Below are 21,811 nucleotides of genomic sequence, written 5' to 3'. Positions count from 1 at the left end.
GTCTGCGGAGATGGTCCAGAAGAACACGCTGGGGCTTTCCGCGCTGAAGGACACCATCGTCCGCGCGAGCAGCGCCGGCACGAACGCGGCCAGGAACAACGACCTCAACACCACCCGCAACCACACCACCCGCACCACGCCAGCCGGCCGCACCACCACGACCGCCCACGCCATCACCGGACGCGCCGCCTCGCCGAGAGATGCGCAGGAAGGTCCGGACGCCGCTCCCGCCACCAGTGTCCGCGCCACCGACGGTGTCGGCACGGGGTTGCGTGCCCACGTCCGCGACGACCTCCCATCCCGGACCGGTCGGCAGGCCATCGCCTCGGACCTCACCACTCCCGTCACCCCTCATGGCCCCGTCCCTCGCACGAAGACGGAGCTCACATCCGAGGGCGGCCTGTCCGGGATCACGACCGTCCTCCGGCGCCCCACACCAGCTGTCCCCTCCACCGCTGATTCAATGCGGGCCGGCGACCGCTCCACGACAACCGCCACGGCGCTCGCTGCCCCCACCGGGATCACCGGCGGAGGCGCTGTGGGAAGCAGCGGTGCTGACGCCGACAAGGGCAGCACCGGCTCAGACCGCCCGGCCACCGGACGCGAACGCGTCGGTTCGATCGCGCGGTCCGCGTCGGACGTACGGACGACCCCACCGTCCACGGGCAGCGGCACGACACCTTCCGCCGTGACCGGAAGGCGCGCGGCATCGGCGGAGTCCTCAGCACACCGTGGCGCGCAGGCCGTCGCCAATTCGGTGTCTGCGGGCTCGCCTAGAGTGGCCGGCTCCGACGCGGAGTCGGCGCGCGATGCTCACCCGATCACGGCTCTGTCGGCGAACCCGGCCCGGACGGACCCCCGGTCTCACTCTCTCGGCGACCCGGGCAGCCCTGCCGAGACTGTCGACGGGCCGCGTCCCCTCGCCGTCGAACTCGACCTGCTGAAAGCGAGGCCGGGCTCCGACGAGATCGCGCGCATCGACGCGTTGGCCGCCGAGGTGGCACATGAGGCCGTGGAGAGGGACAGGACCGGTCGGCCGTTGCCGGACGTGACGTACACCGTGCACCGTCCGACCGCCGTGGCAGGCCAGCCCCACTTCGGACGTTCCCTGCGGACCAGCACCGTATGGGTCGAGCGGATCCGCGCCGTCTTCGAGCAGAGCATCGACGCCCGTCTGCCGGACCTCGCCGCCCGTCTGAGGAGCCGAGTCGTGCTCGAACCCGCCGACGCGGACGGCGGTGGCCGGTCGGCCACCAAGGGTGTCTGGGGGACCGACCGGGCGGTCATCGCCGTCCGCGACACCGCCGTTCCGAAGGAGTTTCTGGAATGGGTGAACAGGCATCTGGGGCAGCTCGGTGGCACCGATGTCCCGGAGGAACGCGTGCGGGCGGCGGTCCAGGCGCTGGAACACACGCGGGCTGCCGCCTTCACCCGCATGGACATGAAGGCGCGCGCAGAGGCCACGGCACGGCGCATCAAGGGGGTGGAGTTCGCCGGTATGCGCGGGGGCGCGCGTCCGGACCGCACGGACGCCGAGTCCTCCTCCACCGGACGTCACGGCTTGGTCGGGGCCTCGCAGGAGGGACCGTCGTCCTCCGGGGGCGCGGTCGGACCGCCTCCCTTGCGCGCTGCCGCGACCGCTCCCCGGCTGGTGTCGATCGGGGCGGACCTGGATCAGCGCCGACCGCCACGGATCGATCGTGAGCTGCCTCCACCCCCGGATGCCACCGGGCCGGTCCTGTTCGATGACGGTTCCCGGCTACCCACCTACATGACAGGCGAGATGACCTCGCGCAAGGAGCCCGGTGCGGGCCGACATGAGACGACCCGACAGGTGGTGCCCGGTACCGGCCGGCCCCGGACGATCCGTCCGTTCGTGCTCGGTGCGGGCCGGCACGAAGTGCGCGGTGCAGAGCTGGTCGTGGGGGAGGTCGGCGGCTGGCTCGAGCGGAACGCCGCGGTCCGGCCCGAACCGGGCAAGGGGTTCGAGGCGCACCAGGAACCGCCCTTGCTGCGTCAGCTGCTGCACGCTCTGGGCGGGGACCCGAGAGAGTTCGTCGGCGTCGTCAAATCGTTCCCCTTCAAGACAGTCCGCGGACAGGCGCGGGAGCTGCGGATGAACACAGTGCCGTACGGCGAGCCGGAGCGGTGGCTGGACAACCCGACCAAGATCGACACTGCGCAGCGGCTGATCCAGGGTGGTGGCCGTACCCGGGTCAACGGGACCTCGTGGGGCCTCGGTTTGTCCACGGCTCTGGGACCTGCCAGCGGGGTTGTCGCCGGCTGGTTCCACGGTTACATCAAGTTCGCCTGGGGCAAGTCGGCACGGCACACCCTGCAGCACCAGGTGATGAACCACACCGAGACGCGAAGTACGGACGGCTCCCATGTCCATCTGGACGCACTGGGCTACGCGTTCTGGATCACGGACGGCTCCGGCCGCCAAGTCGGGCTGAACGGCGGGCCAGTTGTGGGCGACGGGCCGCACCGGGAGGCCACGGAGCTGCGGTTCGCGGTGCGTGACGGCCTCAGCCTGCGGCTGGCGGACTCGCTCACCGCCACGGCATCCGAGACCGGCTCAACCTTCCCCCAGACGATCGATCTCACCAACCGTCCCGCCCGCCTCCATGAGGTGAGCGTCGAGGACGTCGTCCTTCTGGAACCCGTCGCGGATGCGGCGCTCACCATGATGGGCCTGGAGGCTGGGGCGAAGGGAGCCGAGCAGGTCACCGAGCTCGTCTCACCCGCTGCCCTGCGGCGGAGCATGCGCGCTCTGCTCATGGGTCCAGTGACGAGTCCGGTGCTGTACGGCGGTGCGCACGGCACGGATCCGCTGGGCATGCTCCGGATGGAAGTCGTCCCCCAGCGGCTGGTGCGGATCGGTGACATGACGACGGCCGCGGAGATCCGCGACATCGCGCAGTCGGTGGTACGCAGCGAGCGGGCATCGGGGGTGACGCGCAGTGTCGAGCTCGGCGCGGCCGTTGGGCCGGGCTTCCACGCGTCGGTTCCGGGCGGCGCCAAGCTGCGTATCCAGGCGGGTCCCCATGGCCGTTACGGAGCGTCCGTCTCCCGCACCACCGCCTTGGGGAACGCCGCCGGGATCAAGGTCGGTGCGCAGAAGAAGGGTGCCCCGACCGCGCTGTATCTGCTGGAGCAGAATCTTGTGATGACCGGTCCCGCCCAGGTGCACGGCCGGGCGGGAGCCCCACCCGACCGGGGCGCTTCGGGCCAACGGACTCTGCGGAAGAACCAACCGCAGCGGCAGCCGCGCGAGAGCAGCCAGGTGTGGGCGCTGGTGCGGCTGTCCGAGGGCGAGGCGCGGCGACTGGATGAGCCGGTCCCCGCGCCCGGCCCGGTGGAGCAAGGGCCGACACCGATTCCCCTGCTCGTAACGGAGCGTTCGCTCGGGGTGAGCCGGGTGCACGAGGTGAGCTTCCCGGAAGGCGGCTCGGAGCAGGGCGACCGCGGTCGGGTGCGACCCGCCGAATTCTTCGCGGAGAGCGTGCTGAGCCGACTCGGCGGCGCCTACCCCGGCATGGTGGCATCGCTGCCGGAGCTGTATCCCGGAAATCCCCGATGGAGCAGCACCGATCACTTCCTGACCGTGCTGCACAACACGCGTGAGGTGTACGACCGGCTGTCCCATCAGAGCATGGCGTCGAACCTGGGCTCGATGCTGGACACGGGCCTGCGGATCGGGCTGACCCAATGGACCCCCCTGGGGCGCAGGCACGTCGACGTATGGGTCCGTGCGAGATTGCACGACCGGGAGTACCTCGGCAGGCGGACGGAACAGCGCGGCCGGTTCAGTGCGCCCGGCAGTGACAGCCTCAGCGGTCAGCGCGGCAGCAGCCGTTCCTGGCAGGTCGGCGTCGAAGGCGCGGTGGCCCTGCGTGACGGGGCCGCGGGTACCGCCGGCATGCCGCTGCACGTGGAGACCGCCGCCGTCGGCGTGCGCTATGGCCGAAGGACGCAATCGGAGAGCGGCTATGCCCTGTCGGGCGGGGACGAGGTCACCTCGATCACCACGGGTGGTGCGGACTGGTATCGCTACGGCGTGCGGTTCACGGTCGAGAGCGGCGGCCACTGGCGGCCGAGGCATTGGATGCGCGGCGTGCCCTCCGGATATCTGCTGGGTACTCAGGCATTCGTGTCCGCGGACCGGACGAGAGCGCTGATCGGACCGGGAGCGGCGGGCGGCGATCACGCCGCGGAGCGGGGCGAGGTGGTGCTGAGCGTGCCGGTCGAGTACACCGGTACCGTCGGCCTCGAACGAGTCGTGCAGCATCGGGGGGAAGTCATGACCGCCGCCGACGCCCGCGCCATGGCGCTGGGAACTCGGTCATGGCTGGACGAGGCGGCCGCGCGGGACACGAACTCCGTCGCAGGAGGTCCCCGGTCGGTGCTGAGCTATCCCTACACCACGATCGACGTCACGGAGGGTCCGCAACTGCTCGACATGGCCCGGACGGTACTGAACCGGGCGACGGGCGGGTCCTGGCAGTTTCGCCTGCGAGGTGCGGACGGCAGCAAGGAGGCGGAACTGCCGGTTCTGCTTGAGAGCCGGATCGCGAACTTCGGCACGACCTCCGCACCTGTGGGCGGGCACTGGACCCTGCTCACCGCGGCGCCGTACCTCGACCGGACCACGATGTTCGCCTACCGCACCAGGCTGATCGAGGCGGCGACCGCGGACCTGCGGGGACTGACTGCCCTTACCCTGCCGATGAAGATGGAGGTCGAAGCGGCGGCCAACGCGTCGGTGGGCACCTGGGGCCGCGAAACCACGATCAGCACGGGGGAATTCGGCGGCCGCATCAACCAGCTGACGTCCCTCACGGACGCCCGGGTCGCCAGCTCCGTCGGTCTTCAGCTCGGGGTCCGCATCGGCAACACGACGTCCGCGTTCGTCCAGCGGAACGCCACCTGGGCGATGAACCGCAAGGACGTGGGCGGCTACCAGGTCGTGGTGAGCGCGCCGGTGGAGCACGCGTACGCGGCGGCCTCCAGCAGACTCGGCAAGGGTGCCCACGGCGTGCTGGTGCCCCCGTCGCTGTCCGACGCCCATGGCGAGAAACGTCTGTCGCGGTGGGTCGGCGTCATTCCGGGCAAGGCCGCGTACGAGCTGGAAGCGGTGCGGGACGGTTACGGTGCGGTGCTCCGCTACGACGAGCTGGGATGGACGGAGTTCCCGTGGCTGCGCCAGGCCCAGTTCGGCGGTTGGCCGGCCGACTCCCTCAACCCCGCGGCCGCGCTGAGCCGACTCGAGGAGGTGCTGCGCCCGCTGGGTCTGCCGGACAACGACTTCGAGCACTTGCGCCGGCTGGTGTCCGGGCGGGTGATCCGGGCTCTGAGCAACGAGATGGCGGGGCAGGGCGTGGTGATCCCCGCGCGGCTCGGTCGCTGGGGTTCCGAGACGCTTCGGACCTGGATCCGTTCACGCGAGGTGCAACTCCGGGTGCAGTTGATCCCCACGGCGAACCGCCGCTTCCACGGCCTGGATCACGGCGTGGAGCTGGAGGAGCAGCTGCAGGCGACTGAGACGGTGCAGCACAGTCGTAGCCGTAGCACGCGACTGGCGGTCGGCCTCACCGTGGCGGAGCGCGCCGACACCGGCAATCCCACGGTCAGCTCGGCGGGACCCGCCTATTCGCAGACGGCTTCTGCGACGTGGGCGACCGGCGAGACGCAGAGCGATTCCACCGGCTTCGGAACGATCGTGACCTACGCGGACCACCTGCACGCCGCGGTCGCGCAGGAGTACGACGTGCAGATCGACGTGCGGATCTCCGGTGACGGGGAGACAGCTGAGGCCACGTTGCTCCCGGTACGCAGGCCGGCCGGGGTCCTGCACAAACATCTCCCGCTCAGCCTGATGTGGAGCGGCCCCGATCCCGCCAGGGACGACGATCCGCTGGCTCCGACCGACCTGGTCCTGCCGGGCCGGACCCGGCGGGTGGCGTTGCCGGCGATGAGGGGTGCACGTGGCTGGCGCGATGTCGCGCACGCTGCCGGGGGCGGTGCCCAGCCCTTCGCGATGCCGGCCGAGGGTTTCGCGGTCCGCGGCTTTGTCGGCCTGGAGGAGCTGCACTCCGCGAACATCCTCGCGCTGGGCGCCGCGTATGACTCCACCATCAGGCTGCCGAGGAACGTCGAGATCGACGACGACGGCCTTCTCGCGCGGGCCCAGGACACGCCTCTCACCAAGATCGGCACCGGGGCGCGGGAGAACCTCGAAGCTGGTACGTCCGCGCTGGCGTTGACGGCCTTCTTCGCGCAGACGCTGACGGCCGACGGCTACCAAGTGGCCGGGCTTGAATGGCGCGGCTTCTTCGGAGGCGTCAGCGGCCGTCTCGACCTGCACTCCAGGCCGGACTTCTCCGGAGCACGGCTGCTGACGGTGGCGGACGGCGTGAAGTTCGAGAGTCCCCGCCAGAGTGCCCGCGGCAGTGTGTCCACGTTCGCCCATGCGGGCACCTCCGAGCACGGGGTGGACGTCGGACCGACCGGACCGACGGCGGCCGGTTCGACCCAGGAGGGCGGCAACGCGAGCGCCCCGGCGGCCGAATCGAAGTCCGTGGGGCTGTCGCTCGACGGGCAGGGCTCGGTGAACGTGAAACCGGACAACAAGCCGCGTGCGTATCTTTTCGCCCTGCCGGTGCGGTGGTTGAGTGTCGCCCACGCCCACCATGACGTGAAGGACGGGGCCCTGATGGCGGCTGTCCGGGGCGCCTTCCACCTGGCACGGCGGGAGCCGCTGGCGATGGAGACCGACACCGTGGCCCTGGCATGGGTGCGTGAGGACGTCGCCCGCCGGCTCGGGCTGCTCACCGACACCAACCACCCCGCCCCGGCCAGGCAGGCGTGGGACGCCGTCAAGCAGGCGAGCGCCGCGTTGGCCGCCTCGGACAAGGCTCTGTGGGACCTGCGTCTCGGCGCCGGGGCCGTGCGGGAGACCGCGCTGGACCGGGCACGAGTCCACCTCGACGAACTCGAGCGCCGCGACGTGGACACGCTCCCGGCGGTCAGGGAGGCGCGGGACACGCTGGTGGCGCTGCTGCGCGAGCACGCCGAGGACGACGCCGAGGCCGCCCACGAGGGGTGGGACCGGCTGCGCGGCGCCCTGATCGAACAGGCACGGGAGAGGCTGGAGCAGGCCCGTCGAGCCGGTGCCGACGAACTCACCGCGGCGCGGGCCGCCGAGGCCGAGGCGCGCGGCTCGGTGGAGGAGGTCGCCGAGACCCTGCGAGCCCTGCACGAGCACGGCCGGGCCCTGCATCGGGATCTCGTCCGCCTGCGCCGGGCCGCGGACCGCCTCACCGCCTGGCACCAGCTGTCCGCCGACGAGCAGGAGCGATTGCGCGGCCAGGACACCCCTGAGCCGGACGCGGTGACCTTCACCCCGCCGAAGGCGCCGGTGCTCCCCTCGACGGCCACGAAAGCGTCGAAGCCGGCCCCGCCCAAGACAGCTGCGCCGGCATCCCGGAAGGACGACCCGTCCGTAGACCCCCGCCGGGCGCACGCGACCGCCCCGTGGCAACCACGGCATGGGGCCATGATCGCCGAGGACGGACCGTCCTTCGACGTGTCCGGCGACCACCGCACGCTGACCATGACCGACGCCGACGGCGGGTTGCGCGTCCACGACCTGCACCCACCGCGGGCCGACGCGCACGGGGCCCTGCTGCGTCCCGGGCCGGACGGCAGCCTGGCCGCAAATGGCCGTCCCGTCGACGGCAATGGTTTCTGGGCGGCGGTGGGCCTGGCAGGGGAGCGGATTGAACAGCCGATGGATCTGGCTCTGCGCGCCGCCGGCGCCGACCTCCTGGGGCAGGACATCCATCTGTACCGGCGGGCGGTGTTCCACGTAGAAGAGGTGGAGAGGGTGGCACCGGAGGCATTCGCCCGCGACCCGGAACTGCGTCAACGGATCCGCGGCGACGGTGGTCACCTGCCCGAGGAGGTGAGGGGCGCGCTCACCGAGGAGCAGACACGGGCCCTGACGGCGACCACGCTGGTCATGGCACGCAGGTGGGACGCTCGGACAGCGGCCAGGGCGGCGGCTCTGGCCGCGCGCACCGGACCGCGAGACCTGATCGTCGTGGAGGAGGACGGCTCGCACCGGCTCTACACCGCGCAGAGTGCGGAGGACACCGATGACCGCCCCGTGGCGATCGTCTACCGGCGCGGTGACTCCTACCTGGCCGCGATGGAGAGGGGGAGCGACAGGATGCCGGCCGGTGCCCACGTGTCGGACGAGGCCAGGCGACGGGCGATCAGGGAGGGCAAGAGGCCGGCCCGCGAGCACGGTCCAGCAGGCGGGCACCACTGATCTCACGACGGGCGAACAACGCGACGTGGAGGTCATGGGACAGGCGAAGACCCGGCCGTGTGCAAAGGCGGTTCCACGCTGCCAGCCGTCGGCCCGTCGAGCTCGCCCAGGGACGTGGGGAGCCGACGCGTGTACTGCTCGCGCAACACCTCGAAGGTGCCGGCCACACCGTGCAATCCTGCGCCGGCGTCAAGGCCGATCCCGGCCTCCGGGAGGAGGGGCCGGGCCGGACTTCGGCACCGTGGGCGAGAGGCAGAACCGGATGCGGGAACTGTCCATGAGCGCACCGCAATCAGTCTCGGCAGTGCACGGAGAAGCAGTGCGCTGTCGGGACACATCCAGTGCCCTGCTGGAGCACCCGGACACTTCGGCTCCCAATAGCCTGGAGGCGCAGCAGTCGAGGGGCGCAAGTGCATTCGGACCCTTGCATCGCGCGCCCGGTTCTCTCCAGTCCGCCGCTACCGCTCATACGGACGTCCACTCGATGAAATCGACGCCGTTCATTCCGCAGGAGGTTGTCCAACGGTGTCCACGACGCCGGTCGGCGGGGACTGGTTCACCGCACCGCCGACCTGGCCGTCCACCCACCCCACAAACGGGGTGGGCCGCCGGACCGCGCGGCGCTGTCAGACGACTGCCTCACCCTGCCTGAACCGGACATCGCGCGCATCGAGTCCTGCCGACGGTAGTCGGCGGCCGGGTGGTCCATGACACGTCGAGTACGGGGGCTTGGACGGGCCCGATCACGAGCCGCCCCTCCCCGGGGCACCACCCCGACTCGCGCCGTCCACCGGCCAGTTGCTCTCGCCTGCGGACGCCGTCCGCGATCGCGTCCCACATGGAAAGGCCCACTCTCATGGTCAACATCGCCGAGGTCACCGCCGCCCCCAGCCCGGACCTGCTCACCCCGGACAACTGCGCGGTGCTGTTCGTGGATCACCAGCCGCAGATGTTCTTCGCTGCGGGCAGCGGCGACCGCACCGCCATCATCAACTCCACCGTGGGACTGGCGAAGTCCGCGAAGGTGTTCGACGTGCCGGTCGTGCTGAGCACGGTGGCCGCCGAGTCCTTCTCCGGTCCGATCTTGCCGCAGTTGGCGGCCGTCTTCCCCGAGAAGAAGATCATCGACCGCAGCACGATGAACGCCTGGGAGGACATCGCCTTCGTCGAGGCGGTCAAGGCGACCGGCCGCGAGAAGCTCGTCATCGCCGGCCTGTGGACCGAGGTGTGCGTCGTCCTGCCGGTGCTCTCCGCCATGGCCCAGGGCTATGAGGTCTACGTGGTCACCGACGCATCCGGTGGGGTCAGCCCGCAGGCACACGAGCATGCCGTCCAGCGCATGGCGCACAGCGGCGCGGTTCCGGTGACCTGGGTGCAGGTGTTGCTGGAGCTGCAGCGCGACTGGGCTCGCACCGAGACGTACGCCGCGGTGGGCGACGTGGTCAAGGAGCACGGCGGCGCCTACGGCCTCGGGCTCGTCTACGCCCAGGCTGTCATCGGCGCTCACGCGGCCGGCTGACCTCTTCACCCAGGCCGTCGACGGCACGTCAGGAAAGGGCAGGAACGTAGTGGATACCGGACTGTTGGTGCTCCGGCTGGTGGCGGGTCTGCTCATCGCCGGGCATGGAGTGCAGAAGGTCAGTTTCCGGCTGGGGGGCAACGGGCTGGCGGGCGGAACCGAGGAGTTCAGGCACGACGGTTTCCGCGGCGGCAGGCTCACCGCGCTCGCCGCGGGCGCCAGCCAGGTGGGCGCCGGCCTGTTCCTGGCGGCCGGTCTGCTCACTCCCGCGGCGGCAATGGCCGCCATGGGGGTGATGACGGTCGCGTCCACCGTCAAGTGGCACAACGGGCTCTGGGTGCAGAACGACGGCTACGAGTACCCGCTGGTCCTCGTCGTCGTCTCCGCGGTGCTGGCGCTCACCGGTCCCGGGCGCTTGTCGGCCGACCACGTCCTCGGGTTGGCCCCCTGGCCTTTGTGGGTCTCCGTCGCGGCTATCGCGATCGGTCCGACCGGAGGACTCCTCACGCGGGTGTTCCTGCGTCGCCCGCCCGTCCCGGCAGGGGGATCCCGCAGGTAGCTGCAGGTGATGACGACAGGCATGCGGTGACCCGCCCAGATGAGCAGGAACGACCGGGAACCGGGCGGGACGGCCGCGGCCCGCAGAGTCAGGTCGGGAGGGACGGGGACACGACAGGGCGCGAGGCCCGTGGGCGTGCACGATGACCGTGCTCTTCCCCCGGTAGCCACTTGCGGGGGCCGGCATTCGTCCCGGCGTCCGCCCGGCTTCCAAGGCCGCCGCAGGCCGGCCGGTGGGCGTCAGCTGCTCCCGCACACATCGCTCGTGTTCCCGCAGCGCTTCGCTACTGGACCAAGGACAGTGCGCCGCCGGGCAACAGAGGTACACCGCAGCGCCCTGGCGTGAGCGCTTGCCGTGCGCGCACGGCGCCTGACGCATTGCCGGATACGCGGCGCCCCCCGTCCTCGATCCGATATGGACCATCATGAGCACTGCACCGTCCCCGAAAGACAACCCCCAGCGGGATTCGCCCTGGGCCCCGCTCGCGGCACGCGTCTTCCGCGCGCTGTGGATCGCGCAGCTGGTTTCCAACATCGGCACCTGGATGCAGACGGTGGGCGCCCAGTGGCTGCTGATCGGGCACGGCGCCGCGTTGCTGACGCTCGTCCAGACCGCCTCCAGTCTTCCCGTCGTACTGCTGGCCCTGCCCTCGGGCGTGCTGGCCGACCGCTACGACCGTCGTACGGTGCTGCTGGTCGCCCAGTTCGCCATGCTCGCCGTCTCCACCGCGCTGACGGTCCTGGCGTTCGTGGACGTGCTCACCCCGGAGCTGTTGCTCGGTCTCACCTTCCTGCTGGGATGTGGCACGGCGCTGATGGGCCCGGCATGGCAGGCGATCCAGCCGGAGCTCGTGGAGCGCCGCCAGTTGGGACAGGCGGCCGCGCTCGGCGCCGTGAACATGAACCTCGCCCGCGCCCTGGGGCCGGCGGTCGGCGGAGCGGTGGTCGCGGCGGCGGGCACGGGCTGGGTGTTCGCCTTCAACACCGTGTCCTACCTCGGTGTCGCGGCGGTTCTCACGCTCTGGCGGCGCCCCCGGACCCAGGCGCCCCCGGGGCAGAGCGAGAAGCTCCTGACGGCTCTGCAGGCGGGCCGCCGCTACGTGTGGTACGCGCCCGGAGTCCGCCGAGTCCTGCTGCGCACGCTGTTGTTCATACCCGGCGGTGCCGCGTTGTGGTCACTGCTTCCCCTGGTCGCGAGCCGTTCTCTGGGGTTGGGCTCGGAAGGGTATGGGCTGCTGCTCGGTGCGGTCGGTGCCGGTGCCGTCGGCGGGGCCTTCGTCCTGCCGGCCGTTCGGCGAACCCTCGGCGCCAACGGCACTCTGGCCGCCGGCGCCCTCGTCTTCGCTCTCTCGCTCGCGGTGATGGCCGTCACCCGGCTCCCCTGGCTCGCGGTGGGCGCGCTGCTGCCGGCCGGACTGGCCTGGATCGGCGTGTTGTCCACGCTGAACTCGGCCCTTCAGACGCGGCTGCCCGGCTGGGTCAGGGCCCGGGGGTTCGCCGTCTACCTTCTGGTCTTCCAGGGCGGGCAGGCGGTGGCGGCACCCTTATGGGGCGCGCTGGCCGATGCAGCGGGCCTGACCGTCTCGCTTCTGGCCGGCAGCGGACTGCTCGTGGTCGGCGCGGTGAGTGTGCGCCGCTGGCCTCTGCACGGCACGGACACCATCGATCCGACGCCGTCCGACCACTGGCCGGTTCCGCCCCTGCTGTTCGAGCCCGGACGGGCCGACGGCCCCGTGCTGGTCTCCGTCGCCTACCGGGTCGGCTCCGGGAACAGGGCCGCTTTCGCTGGCTGCATGGACGATGTGGCCCGCTCGCGGCGTCGCACGGGAGCCCTTGCCTGGGGTCTCTACCAGGACGGCAACGATCCGGACCGGTTCATCGAGAATTACCTGGTCGCATCCTGGGCGGAGCACCTCGCCCAGCACCACGGCCGGGCCACGGCCACCGACCGTCTTCACGAGGAACGGGCCCGCAGCCTGCTCGTAGCGGGCACCGTCCCGGAGGTGACCCATGCCTTCGACGCCGCCGGGGGTCCTGTCGTACCAGAGATTCAGGCAGAGATCGGTGCCACCGTCACCGCCGGCGTCAGACCCGGTGCCCCGCACGGTGACACGTCCTAGTGAACTCCCGTGGTCTCAGAGGCCAGGCTCCAGAGGTGTCTTGGTCTGCCTGCCGGTGAGCTCCTCGACCAGCCCCGTTCGCGGATGAGTCCGTACCGCACGGTTCTGGCCGAGGACCTTGGATCGTCGGCCAGGACCGTGGCCTCCGAGGGGCCGTCTGACGGCACTCGGAGGCCCTGGCCGGCTCAGGCGCCTTCGACCCGCTGGTACCAGTCCTGGCCGATCACCATGTCACTCACGCCGCGGGCCTGGGACTGTCAAACGAGTGGCTCTGTTCCGTAGTCGGTGGTGACGGCAGGTGACGGGCGTCGTTGACGTTGTATGCGAGATGTCAACTCCCTTGTGGCTACGGTGTTTTCAGGGCTCTCGGCGCTGGTGATCGAGGATGTGGCGGACGACGCCGAGGTGATCCGGGTCTTGGCCCGGACCCGGGATGTTCCCTTTCCCTGCCCGATGTGCGGGGTCCCGACGGGGAAGGTGCACGGATACCACGTCCGGACAGTTGCGGATCTGCCGGTCGATGGCCGCCTGGTCGTGGTCAACGTCCGGGTACGACGTCTGGTCTGCCCGGTCCTGGGCTGCCGGAGGCAGACCTTCCGCGAGCAAGTCCCTGGGCTGATCGAGCGCCTTCAGCGCCGCACCACACGTCTGACCGGCCAGGTCTCAGGGGTGGTCAAGGAGTTATGCGGCCGGGCGGCCGCCCGGCTCACCCGGTTACTGGCCGTGCCCGTATCGTTCGCCACCGCCCTGCGCGTGCTGCGGGGAATCCCCCCGCCAGCGGTGCGGATCCCGAGGGTGATCGGGGTCGACGACTTCGCCCTAGCGCCGCCGTCACCGCTACGCCACGATCATCATCGACGCCGAGACCGGGGAACGCATCGACGTCCTGCCCGACCGCGAAGCCGCCACCCTGGAGGCATCGCTACGCGGGAAGAAAGGGATCGAAGTCGTGTGCCGGGACGGCTCGGCCACCTACGCCGAGGCGATCCGCCGGGCCCTGCCCGACGCGGTGCAGGTCAGTGACCGCTGGCATCTGTGGCGGAACCTGTGCGACAAAGTCCTGGCCGAGGTCCGCGCCCACGCCCCCTGCTGGGCCACCGTCAACCCGCCCCGGCCCGGCGGGGTGCGCGAGCAGACCACCCGCGAGCGCTGGCACAAAATCCACGCCCTCCTCGACTCCGGCGTCGGCCTGCTCGACTGCTCCCGCAGACTGAACCTCGCCCTGAACACCCTCAAGCGCTACGCCCGCATCCCCGAACCGCCCGCCGATCGCATCACCCCTCGCTACCGACCCACTCTGGTCGACCCCTACCGCGACCATCTGCGCCAACGCCGGTCCGACAACCCGGCCGTTCCCGTCACGCACCTCCTGCACGAGATCAGGGAACTGGGCTATACCGGCAGTGCCAACCTGCTGGTCCGCTACCTCAATCAAGGCCGCGCCGAAGGCGACCGCCCCGTGACAACCCCGCGCCGCGTCGCCCGGCTCCTGCTCACCCACCCCGAGCACCTGTGGACCAAGGACACCGACCTGCTCGGCCTCCTCACCACGGCCTGCCCAGAGATGACCGCAGTCGCCCGACTCACCGGCGAGTTCGCCACGCTCCTGACCCCGGCCCAGGCCAACGACGACAAGCTCACCCAGTGGATCGCCACAGTCCGCACCACCGGCCTGCCCCACCTGCACAGCTTCTGCAACGGCCTCGAACTCGACCGCGCCGCCGTGAACGCCGGCCTCACCCTGCCCCACCACAACGGTCGGACAGAGGGCATCAACACCCGAACCAAGAAGATCATGCGGCAGATGCACGGCCGAGCAGGATTCGACCTCCTCCGCCACCGCATCCTCCTGCAATAGGGAGAATGCACCGTCACCACCGACTACGGAACAGAGCCGAACGTCTTACAGTCCCGCCTGCTGGACTCTCCTGCCGGCCGTATGCGGGCCGTCGGTGCCTAAGCGTTGCCCGATAGGACGGTCAGGGGGCAGAACTTCCCCGTGCACCGGGCGTATCGGTTAGGCGTGTGTCTTACGAGCCGGTGCGTGATGGCGGGTGAGGTGTCGTGACAGGCAGGTGGCATGACCCCGCTGTGGCGATCATGGTCAATCGTTCGGTGTTGGCGCATCGGCTGTTCACGGGGCTCTCTCGGCGTCATCATGCTTGCCCGCTAGAGGAGGCCCTGGCGCAGCGCGTAGGCGACGGCGTGCACGCGGTTGCGCAGGCCGTGCCGGACGATCATCTCGTGGATGATGTACTTGACGGTCCGTTCGGAGTAGTGCAGGGCCGTGGCGATCTCCGTGGTGCTGAAGCCGGCCGCCAACTGACGCAGTACCGCGAGTTCCCTCTCGGTGAAGGACGACGGGTCGTCACTGCCCTCGGCCGCCTGCTCGTTCCAGCGCCGGGTGCGGATCTGCTCCAGCAGTGATCCCAGCATCGACTGCGGCAGCGCGACGGCGCCGCGCGCGACGGCGCAGAGCATCTCGCTGATGTCCGAGAGGGTGGTCTTGTCGCGGGACATGAAGGCCACGAGCCCCAGCCCGACCACGCGGACGAGTTGCTCGGCCGTGGGCTTGTTGGCCACGAGGATCAGCCGCGGTGCTTCGTCGGGGTTCTCCCGACAGTAGCGCTGCAGGGCTGCGAAGGTGTTCTCCGCCAGCTCGGCCGTGATGAGCAGGAGCACGTCCGGAGTCTCTTCGTCTCCCGGCCCGAGAACCTGTACGCGTTCGTCGGCCGCCACGTGTGCTTCCACGCCCTGCGCGGTCAGTCTGTCCTCAGCGAGGACGACCACCCGGATGCGGCGCGATGTTCCAGAAGCGCTCACCGAGCGTCCTTTCCGAGTGTCCGAAATCTCTCGCATCGCGCGAGAACGCACCGACCGTTGGTCGGTGCAGTCCGGTTCCCGAAGGGGTCGCCCGTGCTGTCCCGCCCAGGACCGCTCGGCGCTCGGGCCGAGGTGTTCGATCGGGCGGGACGGCAGGGGTGTCCATCGGGAACAGTCAGAGGGTCTTGATCTGTCCGCCGTCGATGACGATCTCGGCTCCGGTGATGTTGCTCGCCACCGGGGAGGCCAGGAAGAGCGTGAGGTCGGCGACCTCGCGCGCCTCGGTGATCCGGCCGGAGGCGATACCCATGCTCTGTGGCACGACCACGTCGAGCGCTTCCTGGGCGGTGACTCCGGCGGCCGCGGCCGTGGCGTCGGCGAAGCCGCCCGGGGCGGTCCAGAACGGGGTGCGGACCGGGCCCGGGGAGACGGCGTTGACACGCACGCCCTGCGGGGCGAACTCCTCGGACAGCGTCTTGTTCAGGTTGGTCAGCGCCGCCTTGGCCGCCGAGTAGTCGACGACCATGGGGAAGGGGAGCTGGGCGTTGATGGAGCTGATGTTGACGATCGACGCCTCCTCGGCCTCGATCAGGTGCGGCATGGCCGCGCGGGTGGCGCGGACGGCGCTGAAGAAGGTCAAGCCGAAGACGTTCTGCCAGTCCTCGTCGGTGACCTTGAGGAACGACTCGCGGGGCTGGGCCGCGCCGACGTTGTTGACGAGGATGTCGATCCGGCCGTGCCGTTTCACAGCTGCGCGGACCAGGGTCTCGGGACCCTCGGCGGTGGACAGGTCGACGGACACGACGGTTACGTCGTGTCCGGCGGCCAGGGCCTCCAGTTCGGGGGTGGAGGTGCGGCTGCCCGCCACGACCTTGGCGCCTTCGCGGACCAGGCCTTCGACGACGGCCAGGCCGATGCCCTTGCTGGCTCCGGTGACGACGGCGACCTTGCCCTTGAGGTGCAGTTCCATGACGTTTCCTTTTCTGGATTGATCAATACGTAATCATCGCGTGACTGCCCCTGGGACTGCAGGGATCTCTCCTGCACTTAGGGGCGGTGGGGCCGGGTCCACGTCGTCCGGTCGACCCTTCCGGCGCTTCCCGCGGGGGAAGCGTAACACTCTTTCTGGAATGTTCAATCAAGAATGAGAGTGGCGCTCGTCGCCCCTCGGGCAGGGTTTCGGGCGACGGTTCCGCCTCAACCGACCGAGGGCCGCCAGTGCCCCTTCGGATCGCTTCTTTCGAGGTGCTTCTAGATAACGAGAGGGTACAGATTTCTTGAATCATGTGAGATCTTCAATGCTCTTAAACTGCTATAAATAGGGCCACCGTAACCCTGTGTTCTTGTTGATCTTCAGTCACCTCTACCTAACATGTATGTAAGTGCTTGGTTGTGATCGCCGCCCGTCAGACGAGACAGGAGACGGGCCGACCGGTCGCTCACCGGCTCGGCGGGCCGCGAGCACTTCCCTCGCTTCCCAGCGAGGGCACCCGTCATGCAAGAGCGAACGTTCGACGCGGCACGCCATCGGTGCGTGCCGCACGAAGCGCCGAGGTGGGGGTAGCTCCATGTATCCGATGCCGGTCCGCTACAAGAGCGAAGAGAAGGTCGGCCATCTGCTGAAGTGGGCCGCCGGATGGGGCGACGAGTTCCCGGGCGAGAGCCTGTGGTCGTACTCCCTCAGGCTCGGGGGTTCCCACGCCTTGCTCAACGGATGGCTGAAGAACCCGAAGCTCCTGTCCGCCCTCACGCAGGAGGAGCGGAACATGCTCAGCGAGGCCCGCCGCAGAGCGAGTAACGCCAGGAGGGGCGCGCTGGCCTCAGCCGGCGGATGAGCAGAGGTGGACGACGTCCGGCGGCCCCGGACCTTCCATCAGGGGATGATGCTGTTCACCACGCCGCCGTCGACGCGCAGTGCGGCGCCGGTGGTGGCGGACGCGGCGTCGGAGCCGATGTAGTGGACGAGGTTGGCGATCTCTTCAGGGCGGATGAGCCGTCCCAGAAGCGAGGTGGGGCGCTCCTCGGCGATGAAGCGGCGTTCGGCTTCCTCGAAGGGGATGCCGTCGCCGACCCGGTCGGCGATGAAGACCCGGACGCCCGGGGTGAGGGTGGGGCCCGGCAGGACGGTGTTGACGGTGACGCCGGTGCCGGCTACCTCCTGGGCGAAACCGCGGGCGACGGCCAGCTGAGTTGTCTTCGTGGCGCCGTAGTGGATCATTTCCTTGGGGGTGTTGATGGCCGACTCGCTGCTGATGAAGACGACGCGGCCCCATCCGCGCTGCACCATGCGGGGAGCGTAGTGGCGGGTGAGCCGGATGCCGCTGAGGACATTGGTCTCGAAGTAGCGGCTCCATTCCTCGTCCGTGATCTCGAACGCGGGCTTCGCATCGAAGATCCCGGCGTTGTTGACGAGGACGTCCACGTCCGGCACGGCGTCCGTGAGGGCGCGGACGCCTTCCGCGGTGCTGACGTCGCCGGCGACAGCGCGGATCTCACCGTTTCCGGCGGTGCCTCGGATGCGTTCGGCGGCGTCTTTGGTGCGCTGGGGGTCCCGGCCGTTGACAACGACTTCGGCGCCGTCGCGGGCGAAGGCGGTGGCGATCGCTTCGCCGATGCCGGAGGTGGAGCCGGTGACGAGTACGGTGCGGCGGGGCGTGGTGTTCACGGGTGTCTCTCCTGGTCTGGTGGAAGTCATCCGGGCTTCCCCAACTGCACCAGTCGCTTCGACCTCGGCGGACAGCCGGCGGGGCTGCCCTCGGCGAGGCAGGCCTCGTTGTGACGCCAGAGCGCCGGAGCGTTGGGCGCGCGTCCCGGAAGAGGGTGGGCGCGGGTGGTGCGTCGATCGCGCTGCCGTTCGGCTTGTGTGCGCATCGCGCACGGGTGCGGCTCGATGGACTCAGGCTGTGCTGGGCCGAAGCCATGGTTGGTCGCCCTGATCGAGGGCGACGATCGGCTGGAGCCGCACCCGTCGCTGATCTGGTCGCTTCCGCCCGGTGAGGCGGACTGGTTCACAGGGTCGGCGGCGGCCCGGTGACACGCAGGTTGAAGGCCTCGGCGGAGGCCACGACCGTTTCGAGATCGAACTCCGGGGGCAGCTCGCCGGCCTCGGCCACCGAGATGCCGTTGCTCCGGAAGTACTCCTCGATGCGGGCCGGGCTGAACAGAGCCGCTATCCGCGCCCCTTCGGGCGAGCGCACCAGGTAGCTGTGCGGGACCCCGCGCGGTCCGTAGGCGACCTGTCCGGGCACCAGGTCGTGCCGCTGGTCGCCGACGAAGAAGGTCACCTCGCCGTCGAGGACGAACCAGACCTCCTCCTCGTCCTCATGGACGTGGTGCGGGGGCGCGTGGCCGATCGGGTCGGCGAACTCCATGAGGCTGAGCCGGTTGTCGGTGGCGGTGCCGGGAAGCAGGATCCTGGCCTGGCCGCCGAGGAACCAGAACGGTTCACGCTCGGCCGTCGGGTCGAAGGTCGGGAAGAACTGCGTCATCTTCGCTCCTGACGTCATCGCTGGTTGCCGAGGAAGTGCAGCAGCAGGTCGGTCATTTCCTCGGGGTGTTCCTCGTAGATCCAGTGGCCGGAGTCGGGGACGACGACCGGGGTCACGTCGGTGGCGTACTGGCGGACCTGCGTGCCGACCGAGGAGCCGAGGCTGCCGTCGGCTCCGATCGCGAGCACCGGCATGGTCAGGGGCTTCTTCTGGAAGCGCGCGTTGTCGGCGATGTCCTGCGGGAAGGTCCGGAACCATGCGAAGGACGCTTCCAGGTGGGCGTAGTCGCGCAGGTAGGAGGCGAAGACCTTCAGGTCGTCGGAGGTGAGGGCGTCCTTGTGCACGGCGATGCCGCGCATGAAGCCGGTGGTCCAGGTGAGTTCCCGGCCCTGGATGAGGCTTTCCGGGAGGCCGGTCTGGAGGGAGAAGAAGCCGAAGTTCCACACCCCGGGTCCCTTGGCTGTGAGCGCGGGGAAGTTGTAGATGCCGGAGTCGGGGATGGGGGCTTCGCTGAGAACGAGCTTCTTCACGCTGTGCGGGTACTGGGCGGCGTAGGCGTAGGCGACCATGGTGCCGATGTCGTGGCCGACGACGTTCACGTCCTGGTCCTTGCCGAGTGAGGCGAGGAGGGCGTGCAGGTCGGCGGCCATGGTCTTCTTGTCGTAGCCGGACGCGGGGGCGTCACTGCGGCCGGCGCCGGGCAGGTCGGGTGCGATGACCGTGTAGTGCTTGGCCAGGGCAGGCATGATGTCGTGCCACTCGTACCAGGTCTGCGGGTAGCCGTGGATGAGGACCAGGGTGGGGCCGTGGCCCCCGATTACGTAGTCGATGCCGGTCCCGGCCACGCGGGTCTTGTGCTCGCTGAACCCGGCCGGCATCTGCTCGCCGGACGAGGACGAGGCTGCCGACGTGTCGGAGGCCGCGGCCGTGACGGTGATCGAGCCGAGGCCGACGGCCAGGGCGAAGACCGCGGCCGTCAGGCCACGGGATCCGGACGTACGGAATTTCACTGATGTCTCCAAACGGGAAAGGGGGGCGGCGGGACCTGGTACGCCGTCTGGTGACGGCGAGTCAGAGGCATCCGGTGAGGGCGCCGTTCGATGACGGTCGCGGCGCAGCTGATGTCGGCTGCCGGGGGCCAGTGACCTGGAACAAGCGACGGGCGAAAGGGCCGCCCGGGGAACCGGCCGAGGCTGATTCGCTATGTCCACGAAACCCGGAGTCGCGGTCGTATCGCACCGGGGTGGTACCCCAGTGGGTTAGGGGTGGTTGCCGAAGGGGCCGAGGATGCCGGTGTCGATGCGGAGGGATTCGAGGAGGGTCCAGGCGTTGTCGTGGGTGAATATGTCGGCGGCGGCGAGGATGCCGGTGTATTCGGCGGTGATGGGGGTGGCGGCGGTGTCGGCGACGGCGTCGTGGAAGGGGTGTCGACCGAGGCTCGACGAGACGCACGTGGAGGCGCGTTGCGACTGGTTCACCACGAAGTTAGACCCGGCTGGGTTACCCGGACTTCCGGTCAGTGCACAGAACGTTGTCCGTCAGCGCACCGGCCCGAGCGTCCTTGCCGGTGCCGGTGCCGGCTCGCGTGAGTTGACCGGTGGGCATGGCAAAAGGGGCCTCTTGGCAGCTCGCGGTGGTGAAGTGCGGGGAGCAGCAAGAGGCCCCGTCGTCGATGACGTGGTCGGGGCCGGCGGGTGCGGTTCGTCGGTCCGGTCCCGTCGGCGTCCGCGCGAGGGGGTCACTCTGCCTACGGCCGACGGCCGCATGCCGACCGGCATGCGTACCGCGGAAGACCCGGGTCGACCGTGGCGGCGGCCGGAGGGGACGGTGGCTCGCCGCCGCGCGGGGTCGTGTTGGGGAGTTTCCCGAGTACGGGATCAACCGCCGTCACCGGCGTGGCGCCGTCACGCGGCGACCGTACCCATTTCTGCCAGGGGTTCCTTGAAGACCTTCCCGCCCGGGTCTCTCCACTCGGCCGGCGAGATCCCGTAGAGGGACCGGAACGACCGGCTGAAGTGGGACGCGCTGGTGAATCCCCACCGGTGGGCCACTGCGGCGATGGAGCGCTTCGTAGCGTCCAGCCCGGCCAGTTCACCTCGGCACTTCTGCAGCCGGCACCGCTGGATCCACTGGCCGACGGTTTCGCCGTCGGCCTGGAAGAGCTTGTGAAGGTAGCGGACGGAGATCGAGTTGGCGTGGGCCACGGTCTTCGGGGTGAGGTTCGGGTCGTCGATGTTCTGTTCGACGAACCGCTTGATCTGCAGCAGACGGTCGAGACTTGGCGAGGCCTGCGACGTCAGGCTGACCTGTTCCTCGGCCAACAGGGTAAGCAGGTCGATGGCGCTGCTCGCAAGAGGAACTCCCGTGGCTGTTGGGCAGTCCGCCGCTGTGTCGACCAGCTGCGTCAGAAACGCGGTGACCAGCGAGCCCATGGTCGTGTCGGGACGGATCGGCGTCGCGACGACGCGTTCAAGGTGGTCCTCTCTCAGACCGATGAGCCGACGTGGCAGGACGACGAACTTGGCACGGACCGGGCCGGGGAATTCGAGCGACATGGGCCGCGCCATGTCGCAGAAGACCAATTCTCCGGGCTTGAGGAAGACCCGTCGGTCGTCGTGCTCGACCACGGCGGCGCCTTCGTCCACCAGCATGACGACCAGGAGGCCGTTGTTCTGCGGGTTGGGCCGCTGAGCCCGGCGTAGCCGCAGCTCGCCTCCTTCCAAGGCGGCGAGCTGCAAGTGGCCCAGCCGGAGCGTCCGGATGGTTCCCACATGCCGTCCGTCGGGCACCGCGGCATCGACCACGCCGAGCATGCTGTGCAGAGCCTGGTGCCAGGGGCCTTCTGCCTGCGGAGTCACCTCGGTTTCACAGAGGCTCGTCGGGACGGGTTGGGGCGCCGCCTTCAGCGAATGTGGCGCCCCATCGGTCGCCTCGCGGGCGATCCGGGCACCGTTCACCGCGGGGGGAG

General features: G+C 69.9%; 12 protein-coding genes and 1 pseudogene. 6 read left to right on the top strand and 7 right to left on the bottom strand.

Features of this window, described 5'->3' with window-relative positions:
• Nucleotides 1-10: 10 nt before the first annotated feature.
• The 5 genes and pseudogenes from ACIQRL_RS40420 (at nucleotide 11) to ACIQRL_RS40400 (ending at nucleotide 14,390) form a co-directional block, all read left to right on the top strand.
• Nucleotides 11-8,335, top strand: a complete 8,325-nt coding sequence (locus ACIQRL_RS40420; protein WP_401341273.1) for a hypothetical protein — start codon at nucleotides 11-13, stop codon at nucleotides 8,333-8,335.
• Between the two features lie 856 nt (nucleotides 8,336-9,191).
• Complete coding sequence (locus ACIQRL_RS40415; RefSeq protein WP_401341276.1) at nucleotides 9,192-9,854, top strand: hydrolase; 663 nt, start codon at nucleotides 9,192-9,194, stop codon at nucleotides 9,852-9,854.
• 49 nt (nucleotides 9,855-9,903) lie between these two features.
• Complete coding sequence (locus tag ACIQRL_RS40410; protein WP_401341272.1) at nucleotides 9,904-10,413, top strand: DoxX family protein; 510 nt, start codon at nucleotides 9,904-9,906, stop codon at nucleotides 10,411-10,413.
• A 424-nt stretch (nucleotides 10,414-10,837) separates the two neighbouring features.
• Nucleotides 10,838-12,532, top strand: coding sequence for an MFS transporter (locus ACIQRL_RS40405; RefSeq protein ID WP_401341270.1), 1,695 nt, complete (start codon nucleotides 10,838-10,840; stop codon nucleotides 12,530-12,532).
• A 351-nt stretch (nucleotides 12,533-12,883) separates the two neighbouring features.
• Nucleotides 12,884-14,390: pseudogene (locus ACIQRL_RS40400) on the top strand (ISL3 family transposase).
• A gap of 311 nt (nucleotides 14,391-14,701) precedes the next feature.
• Here ACIQRL_RS40400 and ACIQRL_RS40395 read toward each other — a convergent pair.
• The gene (locus ACIQRL_RS40395) at nucleotides 14,702-15,355 is read right to left on the bottom strand and encodes a LuxR C-terminal-related transcriptional regulator (RefSeq protein WP_401341268.1); all 654 of its coding nucleotides are present in this window, start codon (nucleotides 15,353-15,355) and stop codon (nucleotides 14,702-14,704) included.
• 175 nt (nucleotides 15,356-15,530) lie between these two features.
• On the bottom strand, nucleotides 15,531-16,325 hold the full coding sequence (locus tag ACIQRL_RS40390; RefSeq protein WP_401341266.1) for an SDR family NAD(P)-dependent oxidoreductase: 795 nt from the start codon (nucleotides 16,323-16,325) through the stop codon (nucleotides 15,531-15,533).
• A gap of 598 nt (nucleotides 16,326-16,923) precedes the next feature.
• On the opposite strand from ACIQRL_RS40390, the gene ACIQRL_RS40385 reads away from it, so the two are divergent.
• On the top strand, nucleotides 16,924-17,190 hold the full coding sequence (locus tag ACIQRL_RS40385; protein ID WP_401341264.1) for a hypothetical protein: 267 nt from the start codon (nucleotides 16,924-16,926) through the stop codon (nucleotides 17,188-17,190).
• 38 nt (nucleotides 17,191-17,228) lie between these two features.
• Here ACIQRL_RS40385 and ACIQRL_RS40380 read toward each other — a convergent pair whose 3' ends face one another.
• The 5 genes from ACIQRL_RS40380 to ACIQRL_RS40360 all read right to left on the bottom strand — a co-directional run bounded on the left by ACIQRL_RS40380 (nucleotide 17,229) and on the right by ACIQRL_RS40360 (nucleotide 21,701).
• Nucleotides 17,229-18,020 carry an SDR family NAD(P)-dependent oxidoreductase gene (locus tag ACIQRL_RS40380; protein ID WP_401341262.1) on the bottom strand — a complete coding sequence of 264 codons (792 nt, stop codon included), beginning with the start codon at nucleotides 18,018-18,020 and terminating at the stop codon, nucleotides 17,229-17,231.
• Between the two features lie 343 nt (nucleotides 18,021-18,363).
• Nucleotides 18,364-18,843 carry a cupin domain-containing protein gene (locus ACIQRL_RS40375; protein ID WP_401341261.1) on the bottom strand — a complete coding sequence of 160 codons (480 nt, stop codon included), beginning with the start codon at nucleotides 18,841-18,843 and terminating at the stop codon, nucleotides 18,364-18,366.
• Nucleotides 18,844-18,857: 14 nt separating this feature from the next.
• Nucleotides 18,858-19,853 carry an alpha/beta fold hydrolase gene (locus ACIQRL_RS40370; protein WP_401341260.1) on the bottom strand — a complete coding sequence of 332 codons (996 nt, stop codon included), beginning with the start codon at nucleotides 19,851-19,853 and terminating at the stop codon, nucleotides 18,858-18,860.
• Between the two features lie 249 nt (nucleotides 19,854-20,102).
• On the bottom strand, nucleotides 20,103-20,321 hold the full coding sequence (locus tag ACIQRL_RS40365; protein WP_401341259.1) for a hypothetical protein: 219 nt from the start codon (nucleotides 20,319-20,321) through the stop codon (nucleotides 20,103-20,105).
• Between the two features lie 426 nt (nucleotides 20,322-20,747).
• Nucleotides 20,748-21,701 (bottom strand): helix-turn-helix domain-containing protein, encoded by a 954-nt coding sequence (locus ACIQRL_RS40360; protein WP_401341257.1) that lies wholly within the window; start codon nucleotides 21,699-21,701, stop codon nucleotides 20,748-20,750.
• Nucleotides 21,702-21,811: the final 110 nt, after the last annotated feature.

This window comes from Streptomyces sp. NPDC091209, from assembly GCF_044757755.1.
In the GTDB taxonomy this organism is placed as follows: Bacteria; Actinomycetota; Actinomycetes; order Streptomycetales; family Streptomycetaceae; genus Streptomyces.
This window is presented reverse-complemented; position numbering and strand designations above follow the sequence as displayed.